Source organism: Skermanella pratensis, assembly GCF_008843145.1.
GTDB classification, from domain to species: domain Bacteria; phylum Pseudomonadota; class Alphaproteobacteria; order Azospirillales; family Azospirillaceae; genus Skermanella; species Skermanella pratensis.
The window spans coordinates 5,067,196-5,083,303 of sequence record NZ_CP030265.1; the positions used below are offsets into that span (position 1 = coordinate 5,067,196).

General features: G+C 67.9%; 18 protein-coding genes and 1 pseudogene. 6 read left to right on the forward strand and 13 right to left on the reverse strand.

The genetic code is table 11. From position 1 onward, the window contains the following. Nucleotides 1–2 precede the first annotated feature (2 nt). The 3 genes from DPR14_RS23290 to DPR14_RS23300 form a co-directional block, all read right to left on the reverse strand. The gene (locus DPR14_RS23290; protein ID WP_192499126.1) at nt 3–524 is read right to left on the reverse strand and encodes a FixH family protein; all 522 of its coding nucleotides are present in this window, start codon (nt 522–524) and stop codon (nt 3–5) included. A 16-nt stretch (nt 525–540) separates the two neighbouring features. Beyond that, a complete protein-coding gene (gene ccoG, locus DPR14_RS23295) occupies nt 541–1,992 on the reverse strand; it encodes a cytochrome c oxidase accessory protein CcoG (protein ID WP_158047273.1) in 1,452 nt (483 codons plus the stop codon). Nucleotides 1,993–2,399: 407 nt separating this feature from the next. Continuing rightward, nucleotides 2,400–3,215: an enoyl-CoA hydratase gene (locus DPR14_RS23300; RefSeq protein ID WP_158047274.1), complete on the reverse strand. Its 816-nt coding sequence runs from the start codon at nt 3,213–3,215 to the stop codon at nt 2,400–2,402. A 122-nt stretch (nt 3,216–3,337) separates the two neighbouring features. On the opposite strand from DPR14_RS23300, the gene DPR14_RS23305 reads away from it, so the two are divergent. The 4 genes from DPR14_RS23305 to argC all read left to right on the forward strand — a co-directional run bounded on the left by DPR14_RS23305 (nt 3,338) and on the right by argC (nt 6,167). Continuing rightward, nucleotides 3,338–3,784, forward strand: coding sequence for a PaaI family thioesterase (locus DPR14_RS23305; RefSeq protein ID WP_158047275.1), 447 nt, complete (start codon nt 3,338–3,340; stop codon nt 3,782–3,784). A gap of 223 nt (nt 3,785–4,007) precedes the next feature. Continuing rightward, on the forward strand, nt 4,008–4,472 hold the full coding sequence (gene rplM, locus DPR14_RS23310; RefSeq protein WP_158047276.1) for a 50S ribosomal protein L13: 465 nt from the start codon (nt 4,008–4,010) through the stop codon (nt 4,470–4,472). Between the two features lie 2 nt (nt 4,473–4,474). Further along, nucleotides 4,475–4,975, forward strand: a complete 501-nt coding sequence (rpsI, locus tag DPR14_RS23315; protein ID WP_158047277.1) for a 30S ribosomal protein S9 — start codon at nt 4,475–4,477, stop codon at nt 4,973–4,975. Nucleotides 4,976–5,114: 139 nt separating this feature from the next. Next, nucleotides 5,115–6,167 carry an N-acetyl-gamma-glutamyl-phosphate reductase gene (argC, locus tag DPR14_RS23320; RefSeq protein WP_158047278.1) on the forward strand — a complete coding sequence of 351 codons (1,053 nt, stop codon included), beginning with the start codon at nt 5,115–5,117 and terminating at the stop codon, nt 6,165–6,167. 69 nt (nt 6,168–6,236) lie between these two features. Here the strand turns inward: argC and thiL are convergent, their stop codons facing one another. The 5 genes from thiL to DPR14_RS23345 all read right to left on the reverse strand — a co-directional run bounded on the left by thiL (nt 6,237) and on the right by DPR14_RS23345 (nt 10,152). Then, nucleotides 6,237–7,202: a thiamine-phosphate kinase gene (thiL, locus tag DPR14_RS23325; protein ID WP_158047279.1), complete on the reverse strand. Its 966-nt coding sequence runs from the start codon at nt 7,200–7,202 to the stop codon at nt 6,237–6,239. After that, nucleotides 7,189–7,752: a transcription antitermination factor NusB gene (nusB, locus tag DPR14_RS23330; RefSeq protein WP_158047280.1), complete on the reverse strand. Its 564-nt coding sequence runs from the start codon at nt 7,750–7,752 to the stop codon at nt 7,189–7,191. The genes thiL and nusB overlap by 14 nt, the downstream gene beginning before the upstream one ends. Before the next feature lie 96 nt (nt 7,753–7,848). Beyond that, nucleotides 7,849–8,370 (reverse strand): 6,7-dimethyl-8-ribityllumazine synthase, encoded by a 522-nt coding sequence (ribH, locus tag DPR14_RS23335; protein ID WP_246148527.1) that lies wholly within the window; start codon nt 8,368–8,370, stop codon nt 7,849–7,851. Nucleotides 8,371–8,373: 3 nt separating this feature from the next. Continuing rightward, nucleotides 8,374–9,561: a 3,4-dihydroxy-2-butanone-4-phosphate synthase gene (gene ribB / locus DPR14_RS23340; RefSeq protein ID WP_158047281.1), complete on the reverse strand. Its 1,188-nt coding sequence runs from the start codon at nt 9,559–9,561 to the stop codon at nt 8,374–8,376. A gap of 3 nt (nt 9,562–9,564) precedes the next feature. Continuing rightward, nucleotides 9,565–10,152, reverse strand: a complete 588-nt coding sequence (locus DPR14_RS23345; protein WP_158047282.1) for a riboflavin synthase — start codon at nt 10,150–10,152, stop codon at nt 9,565–9,567. Between the two features lie 335 nt (nt 10,153–10,487). Here DPR14_RS23345 and DPR14_RS23350 point away from each other — a divergent pair, with 335 nt between their 5' ends. Beyond that, entirely contained in the window at nt 10,488–11,483 is a 996-nt protein-coding gene (locus DPR14_RS23350) for an acyltransferase family protein (protein WP_158047283.1), read from the forward strand. Between the two features lie 29 nt (nt 11,484–11,512). Here DPR14_RS23350 and ribD read toward each other — a convergent pair whose 3' ends face one another. From ribD to rpiB, 5 genes and pseudogenes are all read right to left on the reverse strand, one after another. Continuing rightward, nucleotides 11,513–12,391: a bifunctional diaminohydroxyphosphoribosylaminopyrimidine deaminase/5-amino-6-(5-phosphoribosylamino)uracil reductase RibD gene (gene ribD / locus DPR14_RS23355; protein WP_425501050.1), complete on the reverse strand. Its 879-nt coding sequence runs from the start codon at nt 12,389–12,391 to the stop codon at nt 11,513–11,515. After that, nucleotides 12,371–12,636: pseudogene (locus DPR14_RS29185) on the reverse strand (bifunctional diaminohydroxyphosphoribosylaminopyrimidine deaminase/5-amino-6-(5-phosphoribosylamino)uracil reductase RibD); the annotation flags it as partial. The gene ribD and the pseudogene DPR14_RS29185, both read right to left, overlap by 21 nt. A 40-nt stretch (nt 12,637–12,676) precedes the next feature. Further along, complete coding sequence (nrdR, locus tag DPR14_RS23360) at nt 12,677–13,135, reverse strand: transcriptional regulator NrdR (RefSeq protein WP_158047284.1); 459 nt, start codon at nt 13,133–13,135, stop codon at nt 12,677–12,679. 5 nt (nt 13,136–13,140) lie between these two features. Continuing rightward, nucleotides 13,141–14,469: a serine hydroxymethyltransferase gene (glyA, locus tag DPR14_RS23365; RefSeq protein WP_158047285.1), complete on the reverse strand. Its 1,329-nt coding sequence runs from the start codon at nt 14,467–14,469 to the stop codon at nt 13,141–13,143. 79 nt (nt 14,470–14,548) lie between these two features. Further along, the gene (gene rpiB / locus DPR14_RS23370) at nt 14,549–14,983 is read right to left on the reverse strand and encodes a ribose 5-phosphate isomerase B (protein ID WP_158047286.1); all 435 of its coding nucleotides are present in this window, start codon (nt 14,981–14,983) and stop codon (nt 14,549–14,551) included. Nucleotides 14,984–15,507: 524 nt separating this feature from the next. On the opposite strand from rpiB, the gene DPR14_RS23375 reads away from it, so the two are divergent. Next, the gene (locus DPR14_RS23375; RefSeq protein WP_037454989.1) at nt 15,508–15,951 is read left to right on the forward strand and encodes a Ros/MucR family transcriptional regulator; all 444 of its coding nucleotides are present in this window, start codon (nt 15,508–15,510) and stop codon (nt 15,949–15,951) included. Nucleotides 15,952–16,108 lie beyond the last annotated feature (157 nt).

Below are 16,108 nucleotides of genomic sequence, written 5' to 3' on the forward strand. Positions count from 1 at the left end.
CTTCACCCCTTGACCACGACCCGGCGGACTTCCTGGTAGTCTCCCTGGGGGTGGTCTGCGACGACCCGGATGTCCCACTGGCCGGGCATCGGCACCGCGAAGTCGGCACCGTAGCGGCCCTGGCCTTGGTAGGTCAGGTCGACCGTGAAGTCGTGGCCCTCGCTGGTCGGGCGGACGATCCGGGCGGTCACGGCGGCGCCGCCCAGGGCGTTGCCGTCGCGGTCCTTCAGGTCCACCGTCAGCCGGGCCTGCCGCGCCGCCGGGGCCTGGAAGTCGATCCCGACCTGCCAGCCGCGTTCCTGCTGGCGGCGGGCGCCCTCGATGGCGGCGTTGTAGGTGGTACCGCGCTGCCAGTAATGCTGGGTCTCCAGCCCGGTCCAGGTGTTCATCGCGAAGTACACCATCGTCGCGTTGACCGCGACGGTGACGAAGAAGAACGCGACGAAGATCCAGGGATACCACCATCCCGGCGATCTTCCGCCGGATTGGGACTGCTGCTGGTCGGTGTTCATGGCGCTGCTCATGGGTTTCATCCGGACGTCACTTGTCGGGGCCAATGAAGACCGAGTCGTAGTCCGCCGTGTCGGAGGTCTGCTTGTCGGTCAGGGTGAAGGTTACGGGGGTCGAGGTCGCCTTCAGGGCGGCGGGCGGGGTCCGCACATAGATCCGGTACGTCGCGACGGTATCCGGCTTGGCGGAGAGTTCGATCCGGTCCAGCTTCTCGTCCTGGCCGAGCACCGACAGGGTGGCGCCGGGCACGCCGGCGAGCTGGAGGCTGTATTCCTTCTGGTACCGCGTCATGTTGGAGATCTTGAAGGTGTAGCCGTTGCGGATGTCGCCGTCGGACAGGGCGACGAACAGCGGCGCGCGGTCGCGCAGGACGCTGATGTCGAGCTGCGGGCGGAACATCAGGCCGGCGGCCATCAGGCCGACCAGCACGACCAGGATCAGCCCGTAGATGATGGTGCGCGGCCGCAGCAGCTTGACGGTCGTCTTCTCGCCGCAGGAGCGGGCGACCTGGTTGTTGTGGGTGTCGAAGGTGACCAGGTTCAGCGGCCGGCCGATCTTCGTCATGATGTCGTTGCAGGCGTCGACGCACAGGCCGCAGCCGATGCATTCCATCTGCAGCCCGTCGCGGATGTCGATGCCGGTCGGGCAGACATGGACGCAGGCCTTGCAGTCGATGCAGTCGCCCCGCCCTTCCCACGACTGGTCCTTGCGCTTGGCCCCGCGCGGCTCGCCGCGCCAGCCTTCGTAGGTGACGATCAGGCTGTCCTCGTCGATCATGGCGCTCTGGAAGCGCGGCCAGGGGCACATGTAGGTGCAGACCTGCTCGCGCGCCCAGCCGCCCAGCAGGTAGGTCGTGAAGGTCAGCAGGGAGATGAAGAAGATCGACTGGCTGTCGAGCTGGAAGTGGAACAGGTTGTAGACCAGCGTCGGCGCGTCGGTGAAGTACATCGCCCAGGCGCCGCCGGTCAGGAAGGCGATGATCAGCCAGGACGAATGCTTGGCGATCTTCTTCAGCATCTTGGAGCCGGTCCACGGCCCCTTGTCCAGCCGGATGCGTTCCGACCGGTCGCCCTCGATCTTGCGCTCGACCCACATGTAGAGGTCGGTCCACACGGTCTGCGGGCAGGCGTAGCCGCACCAGATGCGCCCGGCCAGGGACGTGGCGAGGAACAGCCCGACCGCGGCCATGATCAGCAGGCCGGTGAGGTAATAGATCTCCTGCGGCCAGATCTCGATGAAGAAGAAGTACAGGCGCGGCCCCGTCATGTCGACCAGCACCGCCTGATCCGGCGCGGTCGGCCCGCGGTCCCAGCGGATCCAGGGGACGAGATAGTAGATGCCGAGCAGGACGACGACGGCGGCCCATTTGAGGTTTCGGAACTTGCCCGCGACCGATCGCGGGTAGACTTTCTCCCGGTTCTTGAAAAGCGACTGGGGAGCCTGTTCCTCCGCCGCGCCGTGGGTCTGGGTCGTCGTCGTCATTCCGTCCGCCTCGGGTCTACGTCACCATCTCCGCCGGCAAGCACGCGGCGGATCACGGAACGCAGTGTGAACCGGACAGGTCGGTCCCGGCATTGCGATACATCAAAGCCCGGTGGCGATATTCGGCGCTTTCGGGGGGTGCGGCGGGGTGCGGCCCTGCCCGCGCGCGGCGGTCCCGCCGCCCCCCGGCGGAAGGCGCGGAATGTCATCAAGCGTCATCATTTTCCCTGTCTCGATCCAGGGGTGCTGCCCATAATATTATCCACAGATGCACGCAGATAAACACGGATAAGAACTGACAATATCCGTGTCCACCTGCGCGCATTTGTGGGCAACTCCCCTATCTTCCTGGCCGTCGTCGTCCACGGCAGGCCAGGAAGCCAGGGTCTTCAGCGGCGGTCGTCCTCCTACCGGCCTTCCCACACCGGCGGGCGCTTGGCGAGGAAGGCGTCTATCCCCTCCTCCGCGTCGCGGGCCAGCATGTTCTTCGTCATGACGTCGCTGGCATAGGCGTAGGCGTCGTCCAAGCCCATTTCGAGCTGGCGGTAGAAGGCCTCCTTGCCGATCGCCAGGGTAAGCGGCGACTTGGACGCGATCCGGGCGGCGAGATCCTGGACGGTCGCGTCCAGCTCGGCTTCGGGCACCGCCTGGTTGATCAGGCCGAACATCACGGCGTCGCCGGCGCCGATCATGTCGCCGGTCAGCAGCATCTCCATCGCGTGCTTGCGGCCGACCGCGCGGGACAGCGCCACCATGGGGGTGGAGCAGAACAGGCCGATATTGACGCCCGGCGTCGCGAAGCGGGTCGTGTCCGCCGCGATGGCGAGGTCGCAGGTGGCGACCAGCTGGCAGCCGGCCGCCGTGGCGATGCCGTGGACGCGGGCGATCACCGGCTGGCGCAGGCGGGTGATCGTCGTCATCAGGCGGGAGCACTGCCGGAACAGCGCCTCGTAGGTCTCCCGCCCCGGGTTGGCGCGGATCTCCTTCAGGTCATGGCCGGCGCAGAAGGCCGGGCCGGCCCCGGCCAGCACCACCACCTTGATCCCGGCATCGTCGCGGATGTCCTCCAGCTCCTCGGTCAGCAGGGTCATCAGCTCCATGGAGAGCGCGTTGCGGGCGGCGGGCCGGTTCAGCGTCAGCGTCGCCACGCCGTCGCGGACCTCGCGCAGCAGGATCGGTTCCGCAGGGCGGGCGGCGGCCGGGGCTGAGCCTGTGGCTGTCATGGTGGCGTTCTCCCGTTCTCGTTCGCTATGTGATAGGGGGTGATAGCGGCTATGTGTGGTGTCGCGCATGGGAAACCATGCGGCGACCGGATTCAAGGGACGAGATGAAGGGGACCCGGGGAATGGATGAGTCGGCGATCGCGGCGGCGGAACTGGAAACGCTGATCCGGGAGGGCGTGCCGCTGGTCGGCAGCTACGGCGTCGTGGTCGAGAGCGTGGGCGCCGGGACGATCCGGCTGCGCATGCCCTACCGCCAGGATTTCGTGCGGCCCGGCGGCACGGTCACGGGCCCCGCCCTGTTCGGGCTGGCCGACGTGGCGCTCTACGGCGCCGTTCTCAGCCTGATCGGCCGGGTCGAGCTGGCGGTCACCACCAGCATGACCATCAATTTCCTGCGCAGGCCCGGCCAGCGGGCGGTGATCGCCGAGGCGCGGGTGCTGAAGCTGGGCAAGCGGCTGGCCTATGGCGACATCCTGCTCTATTCCGAGGGCGAGGACGACCCGGTCGCCCACGTCACCGGCACCTACAGCATCCCGCCCGACCGCCCTCCCGTCACCATGCTGGCGTGAGACGCGTGCGGTATGGTGATACCGCATGATGAAACCAATCGAAAAAATCCTTTTCCGGCAACGGGATAAGAGGCGCGGTATCATGGTACCGCACATCTAAATCCCTGCAGTCGCGGTGTTTTTCCGGTTGACTCATGCCATGCCGAAGCCCTAGAACAGCGCCCAACTTCGGCAGGGGAGTCCCGCTCTCGTGCCGTTACCGGTATTTCTTGAGAGAGTGGCAATGAAGACCCTGTCCCTGAAGCCGTCCGAAGTCGAAAAGAAGTGGTTCGTAATCGACGCGGAAGGCCTCGTCCTCGGACGTATGGCGAGCATCATCGCCAACATCCTGCGCGGCAAGCACAAGCCGTTCTATACCCCGCACGTCGACTGCGGCGACAACATCATCGTCATCAATGCCGAGAAGGTCCGCCTGACCGGCAACAAGCGCAACGACGACATCTTCTACTGGCACACCGGCTACCCCGGCGGCATCAAGGGCCGTTCCAAGGGGCAGATCCTGGACGGCAAGTATCCCGAGCGCGTGGTCATCAAGGCGGTGGAGCGCATGGTTCCGCGCGGTCCGCTGGGCCGCAAGCAGATGGGCAACCTGAAGGTTTACGGCGGCACCGCCCATCCGCACGAAGCCCAGCAGCCGGAGGTGCTGGACATCGGCGCCCGGAACCCGAAGAACAAGAGGATCGCATAATCATGGCGCAGGTCACCACCACCCTTGCCGATCTGAAGAACCTGACCGGCGGCGCCTCCTCCACAGTCACCGCAGTGGACGCCGTCGCCGCGGCGCCCGAGCCGAAGATCGACGCCCAGGGCCGCGCCTATGCCACCGGCAAGCGGAAGAACGCGGTCGCCCGCGTCTGGATCAAGCCGGGCTCCGGCAAGGTCACCGTCAACGGCCGCGACATCGGCGTGTACTTCGCCCGCCCGGTGCTGCGCATGCTGCTGAACCAGCCGTTCGAGATCGTCGCCCGCATCGACCAGTACGACGTGACCTGCACGGTCGCCGGCGGCGGCCTGTCGGGCCAGGCCGGCGCCGTGCGCCACGGCATCTCCAAGGCGCTGACCTACTACGAGCCGGGCCTGCGCTCGCCGCTGAAGGCCGCCGGCTTCCTGACCCGCGACGCCCGCGTCGTCGAGCGTAAGAAGTACGGCCGTGCCAAGGCCCGCCGCAGCTTCCAGTTCTCGAAGCGCTAACGGGTACCCAGGGCACCAAGCCCCGCATTTCTGTTATACTGCGGCAGGGCGTCCCGATCGGGGCGCCCTGTTCGTTTTCGTACTCGCTGCCACCACCCCCGCCCTACTGTCCCGCTCTTCGCCTTTGGGAGTTCGTTCCATGCCCGAAACGGTCGATCGGATCCGGATCGCCATCCTGGGAGCCAGCGGCTATACCGGTGCCGAACTGGTCCGCATGCTGGCCCGCCACCCCGCCGCCGACATCCGCGCCCTGACGGCGGAGCGCCAGGCCGGCAAGCCGCTGTCGGACGTCTTCCCCCATCTGGCCTACCTGAAGTTGCCGGATCTGGTGAAGATCGAGCAGGTCGACTGGTCGGAGATCGACTTCGTCTTCTGCGGCCTGCCCCACGGCACCACCCAGGAGATCATCCGGGCGTTGCCGGGCACGCTGAGGGTCGTCGACCTGTCGGCCGATTTCCGCCTGTCGGACGCCGCGACCTACGCCGAGTGGTACGGCCACGAGCACCAGGCGGTGGAGCTCCAGTCCAGGGCGGTCTACGGGCTGACCGAGTTCAACCGCCAGGGCGTGCGCAACGCCCGGCTGGTCGCCAACCCCGGCTGCTACCCGACCGCGACCCTGATCCCGCTGCTGCCGCTGGTGCTGGACGGGCTGATCGAGACCGACGACATCATCGTCGACGCCAAGTCCGGGGTCAGCGGCGCCGGCCGCGACGCCAAGCAGCAGAATCTGTTCTGCGAGGTCAGCGAGGGCATGCACGCCTACGGCGTCGGCCGCCACCGCCACATGCCGGAGATGGAGCAGGAGCTGGGCCTCGCCGCCGGCAAGCCGGTGACCATGGCCTTCACCCCGCACCTGATCCCCATGAACCGGGGCGAGTTCGTCACGACCTATGTCAGGCTGGCCGGGGGCAACACGCCGGACGACCTGCGCGCGGCGCTGGCGGCACGCTTCGAGGCCGAGCCCTTCGTCCAGGTGCTGCCGGCTGGCGCGGTGCCGCACACCAAGAATGTGCGCGGGTCGAACCAGATCCATATTTCGGTGTTCCCGGACCGGATCAAGGGCCGCGCGATCGTGCTGTCGGTGATCGACAACCTGGTCAAGGGCGCCTCGGGCCAGGCGATCCAGAACATGAACGTGATGACCGGCCTGATCGAGACCATGGGCCTGGAGCAGGCGCCCCTGTTCCCGTGAGTCTGCCGCGGAGGGGCGGTGTCCCGCCGCCCATGGTGCGCGGGACGCGCACCCTCCGCCGAAGGCTTGTCAGAAGTGGGTCCAGCCCCGGGACGGAAGCGGCAGGGGCTGACCCGCGGCGTCCAGGACGGTGACGCTTCCGGGCTCGCCGCCGGGGGCCAGCCGGCCGATCTCGGTCACGTCGGCGCCCGTGGCGAGCAGCGCGTCGCGGTCCTGCGGCTTCATCGTGAAGACGATCTCGTAGTCGTCGCCGCCGGTCAGCGCCGCCGCCAGCAGGCCGGCGTCGGCGGTCACGACGGCGCGGGTGGCGGCGGACAGGGGGACGCGGTCCGCATGGATGACGGCGGCGAGGCCCGAGACCTCGCACAGATGCGCCAGGTCGGCGACCAAGCCGTCGGACACGTCGAGGCCGGCCGTGGCGAAGCGCCGCAGCACCGGCACCAGGGACAGGCGGGGTTGCGGGCGGCGGTAGCGGTCGATCAGCGGCTGGGGGTCGGCGGCGGTCAGGTTTCCCTGTAGCACTCTCAGGCCGAGCACGGCGTCGCCGATGGTGCCGCTGACGAAGACGAGGTCGCCGGCCCCCGCTCCGCCCCGGCGCAGCGCCTTGCCGGCGGGCACCAGGCCGAAGGCGGTCACCGACAGGGTGACGGGTCCCGGCGTGGACACGCTGTCGCCGCCCATCAGGTGGATGCCATACTCCCGCTGGTCGCGGGCCAGCTGGGCGGCGAACTCACCGAGCCAACCATCGCCGAGGCCCGCGGGCAGGCTGGTGACCAGCGAATAGGCCAAGGGCTCGGCGGCCATGGCGGCAAGGTCGGACAGGTTAACCCGCAGCATCTTGGCGGCGATGTCCGCCGGCGGGTCGTCGGCCAGGAAATGCACGCCGGCGACCAGCGCGTCGGTGGTCACCACCAGCTCCCGGCCCGCCGGAATGCCGAAGACCGCCGCGTCGTCGGTCAGGCCGAGCGCGCCGGGGAATCCCGCCGCCAGGGGCTTCAGGTATCGTTCGATCCGGCCGAATTCACCGAGCGGCACGGGAAGGGTCCGGCGTCGCCAGGTCCTCGGCCCGGATCGCGCGGGCCAGCTTGTCCAGCACGCCGTTGACCATGGCCGGCTCGCGCCCGGCGAAGAAGGCGTGCGACACGTCCACATACTCGCTGATCACGATGCGCGGATGGGTGTCCACATGCACCAGCAGCTCGAAGGCGCCGGCCCGCAGGATCGCACGCATCAGCAGTTCCAGCCGGCCCACCGGCCACTGGGCGTCCAGGCAGGAGCCCAGCATCTCGTCCAGCTCGGCCCGGCGGGCGCTGGCGCCGCGCAGGATGTCGGAGAACAGCTGGGGGTCGGCCGCGACATAGGTGTCGCCGTCCACCTCGTGGCCCAGCCGGTGCTTTATGAATTCACCCAGGACCGACTCCGCGTTGGTGCCGGTCAGGTCGATCTGATAAAGCGCCTGCACGGCCGCCAGCCGGGCCGCCTTGCGGCGCGCCTTCGCGGAGCCGCCGCCGCTGCGGCGTGACCCCGAACCGGAAGTGCCGCGCTTGGGCGGGGCGCCTTCGCGCGCATCGTCGGACTGTGCCATGGTGGAGCTTTTCAATCGCGTCTATGTCGGGTCGGAGTCTGTGTCTGATCGGTGTCTATGTCTGATCGGAGTCTTTGCCTGAACGGAACGGCCCGGTCAGGACGTGAGGCCGAAGTGGCGCTTCAACCGGATCATGTCAAGGCACGCGTTGGCGACCGCCCCGCCCTTGTTCTTCTGATCCACCTTGGCGCGCGCCCAGGCCTGGTCGTCGTTCTCGACCGTGAGGATGCCGTAGCCGATCGCGGCGTTGTGGCGCAAGGCCAGATCCTGCAACCCTCTGGCGCTCTCGACGCAGACATAGTCGTAGTGGGTCGTCTCGCCCCGGATCACGCAGCCGAGCGCCACGTAGCCGTCGTAGCGCGGCGGCGCCCCGGCCTCGTCGTTCGCATGGGCTGGGGCATGGGTGGCGTCGCCGCCGGCCAGGATCGCGAAATTGATCGCGGCCGGGATCTCGAAGGCGCCGGGCACCGCGATCCGGTCATAGGTCGCCCCGGCCGCCTCCAGCGCCAGGATGGCGCCGCGCACCAGCTCGTCGGCGATGTCCTCGTAGAAGCGGGCTTCGACGATCAGGACGTGGGGACCCATGATCTGGGCTACGGAATCGGGAACGGCGGACATGCCTCAGTCGGCTCCGGAAGTGGTTGCGTCTGAACTGGTCAGCGGGATGGGCTGATGGCCGACCACGGTGAGGCCGTAGCCGTCGAGCCCGATGATCGTCTTCTTGTGGTTGGACAGGAGCACCATCTCCCGCACGCCCAGGTCGAACAGGATCTGGGCGCCGATGCCGTAGTCGCGCAGCTCGCCCGCCGGGTTGGGCATGCCTTCGAGCTGGGCCTTGACGCGGCTGGACAGGCTGGTCGGCTGCGGCTCGCGCAGCAGCACGACGATGCCGCGGCCGGCCTCGGCGATCGCCCGCATCGCCGCCTGGAGTTCCCCGCCCCGGCCGCAGGACCGGTCGTGCAGCACGTCGTCCAGCACGTTAAGCGCGTGCATGCGGACCAGCACCGGCCCGGGCGCCGTGATGTCGCCCTTCACCAGCGCGATGTGCTCGGCGTACTGCACCTTGTTGACATAGACCATCATGCGGAACCGGCCGCCGTAGCGGCTGTCCAGCACGGTCTCCAGCGTGCGGTCGATGATCGTCTCGGTCCGGCGGCGGTGCGCGATCAGGTCGGCGATGGTGCCGATCTTCAGCCCGTGGAACTGGGCGAACTTCACCAGGTCCGGCAGGCGGGCCATGGTGCCGTCGTCGTTCATGATCTCGCAGATCACGCCGGCCGGGTTCAGTCCGACCATGCGGGCGACGTCGACCGCGGCCTCCGTATGGCCGGCGCGGACCAGGACGCCGCCGTCGCGCGCCATCAGCGGGAACACGTGGCCGGGGGTCGCGATGTCGTCGGCGCCCATCTCCGGGTCGATCGCGACCTGGATGGTGCGTGCCCGGTCGGCCGCCGAGATGCCGGTGGTGACGCCCTCCCGCGCCTCGATCGAGACGGTGAAGGCGGTCTGGTGGCGCGAGGCGTTCTGCTTGGCCATCAGGGGCAGGCGCAGCTTCTCGATCCGCTCGCCGGTCATGGCGAGGCAGATCAGGCCGCGGCCGAACTTCGCCATGAAGTTGATCGCCTCGGGCGTCGCCATCTGGGCGGGGATGACGAGGTCGCCCTCGTTCTCCCGGTCCTCGTCGTCGACCAGGATGAACATCCGGCCCTGCCGGGCCTCCTCGAGGATTTCCTCGGTGGTCGAGAGATACTCGGTGTCGTGGGGGGTGCGGAGGCCCGCGACGAGGTCGGTCTTGTTGACGGTCCGCATGATCTAAAGGCTCTCCGCCAGGCGCGCGACGTAGCGGGCCAGCATGTCCACTTCCATGTTCACCCTGCTGCCGGGACCCAGCGTCCGGAAGGTGGTGTGGGTCCGGGTATGCGGGATGATGTTGACGCCGAAGCGGCGCCCCTCGACCTCGTTGACGGTCAGCGACACGCCGTCCAGCGCTACCGAGCCCTTGGGCGCCACGAAGCGGGCCAGTTCGGCCGGCACCTCGAACAGGTAGCGCCAGCTGTCGCCCTCCCGCGTCGAGGAGACCACGTCGGCGACGCCGTCCACATGGCCGGAGACGATGTGCCCGCCCAGCTCGTCGCCCAGCCGCAGCGCGCGCTCCAGGTTGATCTCCGTCCCCTGCCCCCAGGTGCCGAGGGTCGTCTTGGACAGGGTCTCGCCGGAGGCCGAGATGGTGAACCGGCCGGGCGCCTTGTCGATCACGGTCAGGCAGCAGCCGCTGCACGCGATCGAGGCGCCCATGTCGACGGTGCCCATGTCGAAGGCTGTCTCGATGGTGAAAAAGGTATCGCCCCGCCGCTCCACGGCGGCGACGCGACCCACGTCTGTTATGATTCCGGTGAACATGGGCACAAGCCTAGCAGCTTCGACGGATGCCGGCCACGTAACGGTAAGCCGCAGGGGTGATGACATGGCATCCGCCACCGCGCCAGTCAACCGCGGATGGGGCCGGCCGAGCGCGGTCCGGCGGCGCCGGATTCGGAAGGCATATGGGAGCACAAAATCCAAACGCAGCCTTTCGAATAAATTTTGAGAATTCTTCCGAATAGATCGTGGCGCCATGGCTTCGGCACCCCCAGCATCATCCGGAAAAGTAGCATCTTCTGTAAGTCTTTTGGGGAACCTTGCCCCCGGGCGCGCCCTTCCATTTCCTGTGGATTGCATACTGGAAGACGTTCGCCATGCGCGATAAATTCAATATTGATGAACTTCGGGGATTTGCCTGTCTTTTGCTGGTATCGCTACATGTGATCGGACATGATCCTACCGTGGCGATGCGGGTCCCGGACGACAGCTGGTACCGGTACGCCGTGGACAGCTGGCTGTTCGTGCGGATGCCGCTGTTCACCTTCCTTTCCGGCCTGGTATACGCGTTCCGCCCCGTGCGGCGGGACCATCTGGCGGATTTCTACGGCAAGAAGCTGCGCCGGCTCGGTATCCCGCTTCTGATCGTCGCACCGGCCTTCTTCGTGCTCCAGGCGGTCACGCCGGGGACAACGGCGGCGCCGGACTGGTACGAGTTCCTGACCATCCCGGTGCTGCCCTACCAGCATTTCTGGTACCTGCAGGCGCTGCTGCTGATCTTCCTGCTGGTCGGATTCCTGGATGCGCGCGGCGCGCTGTTCCGGCCCCGGCCGTTCCTGGCGCTGTCGGCGGCGGCGGCGGTGCTGAACCTGACCTTCGGCGGCACCCTGTACAAGACGGTAGACCTGTTCTCGGTCAGCCAGGCGGCGTACCTGCTGCCCTATTTCCTGCTCGGCGTCGCCTTCACGCGGTTCCACGACGCCCTGTCCACCCCGCCCGCAAGGGTCGGCGCCGTGGCGGTGCTGGCGGCCGGCGCGCTGATCCACCAGGCGTCCCTGTGGCATCTGATCCCGGTGGAATTCGGCCGGACCAGCCTGCTGGCCCTGGTCACCGGATCGGCGGCGGCGCTGGTCCTGGTCCGGGCGATGCCGGCGGTGCCGCTGCTGCGCACCCTCGGCCAGCACTCCTACGCGATCTTCCTGCACCACATGTTCTTCCAGGCCGCGTTGCGCATCCCGCTGATGCGGCTTGGCGCCGACGACTGGCAGATCTTCCTGCTGGCGACGGCGGGCGGCTGCGTCGGGCCGATGGTCCTGCAGCGCCTGGCGTCGGTGAACCCCTGGACCCGGACCGCGCTGCTGGGATCGGCCTGAACGCCCCGGCGCCGGCCCTGGCACCGGCCTCAGCGCCGATAGCTTTCCATGACGTCGTCGCCGGCCCGGCGGACGCCGACGCGGATGAAGTCGGCCGTGTCCTCCAGCAGGTCCACGCCGAAGCCGACGACGGCGGGCAGCCCGTCGCCGCCGATCATGCGCGGCGCCCGGAACCACTCCAGCCGATCGACCAGACGCTGCTGCATCAGCGAGGCGCTGAGCCGGGCGCCGCCCTCGACCAGCAGGCGGGTGATGCCCCGCGCCGCCAAAGACTTCAGGGTCCCGGCCACGTCGAGCACGCCCGACGCGTCGGGCACCAGGGACACCACCTCCACGCCGCAGTCGGTGAAGGCGCGGGCGCGCTTGGGGTCGACGCCCTGAAGGGTGAACACCAGGGTCGGCGTGGTGCGGGCGCCGCGCACCAGCTTGGAGGTCAGCGGCAGGCGCAGCCGGCTGTCCACCACCACCCGCAGGGGCGAGCGGTGCCCCAGTCCGGGCAGCCGGCAGGTCAGCTCCGGGTCGTCGGCCAGCGCCGTGTTCAGCCCGATCATGATCGCGTCGTAGCGGGCGCGCAGGCCGTGTCCCCAGGCCCGCGCGGTCGGGCCGGTGATCCACTGGCTCTCCCCGGTGCGGAGCGCGATGCGGCCGTCCAGCGACGTCGCGAGCTTCAGGGTCACCAGCGGGCGGCCGTCCCGGATGCGGCGGAAGAAGCCCTCGTTCAGCTCCGCCGCCTCGTCGGCGCAGAGGCCGACATCCACATGGACGCCGCCTTCCCGAAGCCGGCGGATGCCGGAGCCGGAGACGCGGGGATCGGGGTCCTCGCAGGCCACCACGACGCGGCCGATGCCGGCTTCCAGCAGCGCCTCGGTGCAGGGCGGGGTCTTGCCCCAGTGGTTGCAGGGCTCCAGCGAGACATAGACGGTCGCCCCCGCGCGGCCGCGCCAGCGCGCCTCAGCGCCTCGGTCTCGCCATGGGGCCGCCCGCCCGGCTGGGTCCAGCCGCGGCCGACCACCACGCCGTCGCGCACGATGACGCAGCCGACCGATGGGTTGGGAGCCACCGTGCCCAGGCCGCGCCGCGCCAAGGCTATGGCCGACCGCATGAAGCCGGCATCGGCTGGCGGGTACGGTGCTGGCGGGGGCGGAACTGGCATCGGTCGCTGATCCTGGTCTGAAACCCGGATTGCCGGATCGTCAGGAGACTTCCGGCTTCAGGGTTCCGACGAATTCGTTGAAATCGGACGCCTCGCGGAAATCCTTGTAGACCGAGGCATAGCGGACATAGGCGACCTGGTCCAGGTTGAACAGGGCGTTCATCACCATCTCGCCGATCTGCTTGGACGGGATCTCGCTCTCGCCCGACGATTCGAGCTGGCGGACCAGGCTGTTGACCAGCCGGTCGATGCGGTCGGCATCGACCGGCCTCTTGCGCAAGGCGATGCGCATGGAGCGCAGCAGCTTGTCGCGGTCGAAGGGTTCGCGCTGCCCCATGCTCTTGATCACCGTCAGCTCCCGCAGCTGGACCCGCTCGAAGGTGGTGAAGCGGGCCCCGCAGCCGGGACAGAAGCGGCGCCGGCGGATCGCCGAGTTGTCCTCGGTCGGCCGGCTGTCCTTGACCTGGGTGTCGTCGTGTCCGCAGAACGGGCAGCGCATTTAGGTCATCGCCTCCCAGGGTTGGCCGGTGAGCCCTGGTAGATCGGGAACCGCTGGCACAGCACGCGGACGCGCTCGCGCACCTGGGCCTCCACCGCCGTGTTGTCGCCCGAGTTGCTCGCCGCCAGGCCGTCGAGCACTTCCGAGATCATCTCGCCGACCTGGGTGAACTCCGCGACGCCGAAGCCGCGGGTGGTCGCCGCCGGGGTGCCGAGCCGGACGCCCGAGGTGACCATCGGCTTCTGCGGGTCGAACGGCACGCCGTTCTTGTTGCAGGTCATGCCGGCATGCTCCAGCGTCGCCTCCGCCGCCTTGCCGGTCAGGCTCTTCGGCCGCAGGTCGACCAGGACCACATGGCTGTCGGTGCCGCCCGACACGATGTCGACGCCGCCCTCGATCAGGCGGGCCGCCAGCGCGCGGGCGTTCTCCACCACCGACCGGGCATAGTCCTTGAACTCCGGCCGCAGCGCCTCGCCGAAGGCCGCCGCCTTGCCGGCGATGACATGCATCAGCGGGCCGCCCTGCAATCCTGGGAAGACGGCCGAGTTGATCTTCTTGCCCAGGTCCGGGTCGTTGGACAGGATCATGCCGCCGCGCGGGCCGCGCAGCGTCTTGTGGGTGGTCGTGGTGACGACATGGGCATGGGGCAGCGGCGTCGGATAGGCGCCTCCGGCGACCAGGCCCGCGAAATGGGCCATGTCCACCATGAAGTAAGCGCCGACCTCGTCCGCGATCCCGCGGAAGCGCGCGAAGTCGATCTGGCGGGGATAGGCCGAGCCGCCCGCGATGATCAGCTTCGGCTTGTGCTCGCGCGCCAGCGCCTCGACCTGGTCGAAGTCGATCCGGGCGTCGTCGCGGCGCACGCCGTACTGGATGGCGTTGAACCACTTGCCCGACTGGTTGGCCGCGGCGCCGTGGGTCAGGTGCCCGCCGGCATCCAGGGACATGCCGAGGATGGTGTCGCCCGGCTGGAGCAGGGCCATGAAGACCGCCTGGTTCGCCTGCGCGCCCGAGTGGGGCTGAACGTTGACGAAGGCGCAGTCGAACAGGGCCTTGGCCCGGTCGATGGCGAGTTGCTCCGCGACGTCGACGAACTCGCAGCCGCCATAGTAGCGGCGGCCGGGATAACCCTCCGCGTACTTGTTCGTCAGGACGGAGCCTTGCGCTTCGAGCACGGCTGAGGAGACGATGTTCTCCGACGCGATCAGCTCGATCTGGTCCTGCTGGCGCGACAATTCGCGCCCGATCGCCGATGCCAGCTCGGGGTCGCTCTCGGCCAGGGTGGCGCCGAAGAAGCCGGACGAGGGTGCGAAGGATTGGGGAAGGGAGGACATGGAGGGATTCCTTAGGATCTGCCGCTTCGAGGCACCGGAATTCGCTTCGAGGCACCGGAATTGCGGTAAAAAAGGCGGTTCAGCCCATCTTGTCAACGCGGCGGCTGTGGCGGCCGCCTTCGAACGGAGTGGCGAGGAAAGTCGCGACGCAGTCCTTCGCGACCTCGATCCCGGTCACCCGGGCGCCCATCACAAGGACATTGGCATCGTTGTGCTGCCGGGAAAGCCTGGCGCCCGTGGTATCGTGGCACAGCGCCGCGCGGATGCCGGCGTGCCGGTTGGCGGCGATGCTGATGCCGATGCCGGTCCCGCAGATCAGGATTCCGCGCTCGGCGGTCCCGTCCCTGATGGCGGCCGCGAGGGCCGCGGCGATGTCGGGATAGTCCACTGAATCGGTGCTGTGGGCTCCGAGGTCGACCATCTCGTAGCCTTGGCCGGCGAGCGAGTCCTTCAATGAAGCCTTGAAGTCGAAGCCGGCGTGATCGGACGCAATGGCGAGTTTCTGTTTAGACATCAAACCAAACCCATTTCCGGAGACCCTGCGGAACCCTCCTGGCCCGGCGGGCGGCCTGAACTCCCCGCCATCCCCCCGAAAGCTGGCCATAGGGGCATCGTGTGCGCGACACTACCAGATATCGGCGCGGTACGCCAGAATCGCACCGGGCGCCGCTGCCGGGCAGATCTGCGCAGGGCGCACGCCGGAGTTGAGCCATGCGCGGCGCGCGCGGCGGCCATGCATTCCGGCAAACTATGCTTCTGAAGCAAAAGCGCTGTTCTCGCTTCCGGCCTCGAATTCGTGGGCAAGTGCCGGGGCGACAACGGAGCTCAAATGGCATTCTGGCACCACTAAAATATCTTTAATGCTGTTCGCTGCTCAATTCGGCCGGCGAACTAGCGGTTTCCAATCTTGCCGTGTGGATGAAAACCTCAGCCGAGTCAAAATAACCTTTGAACCACTTGCGGAAATTTTATTGACACCCAAATCCCCATGTGCGACTTGAAGAGCATCGAACACAATGAATAATCAGGATACTGGGCATGAGTGACCAGCTTGAACACGACGCGCCGGACGGTGCCATTCTGAGGATGACGGCGGACATAGTATCCGCCTATGTCAGCAAGAATGTGCTTCCGGCGACCCAAATCCCGGAAGTCATCAATACGGTTTTCTCCTCGCTGACCGGCCTGAACGGTCAGCCGCGGGAGGTTCAGGCCGAACCGCAGAAGCCCGCCGTGCCGATCCGCAAGTCGGTGACGCCCGAATACATCGTTTGCCTGGAAGATGGCAAGAAGTTGAAGATGTTGAAGCGGCATCTCCGGTCCACATACGGCATGACTCCGGACGAGTACCGCGCGAAGTGGAACCTGCCGCCGGACTATCCGATGGTGGCGCCGAACTACGCTGCCCAGCGGTCCGAATTCGCGAAGAAGATCGGTCTCGGCCGTTCCTCCGGTCGCCAGACGAGGCGCAAGGCTTCCTGATCTCCGCCCCTTCCCGGAGCCGCCGCCGCCCGTCCCGACGGGAGGGAGAGCGGCGCCGGGGAATCGGACGGAATCGGGAGCCTGCCCGGCGTTCCGACAAGTCGACAGGTATGCATTGACTGCCGGACAGGTGGAGCGGACGATACGTCCGGCTGCC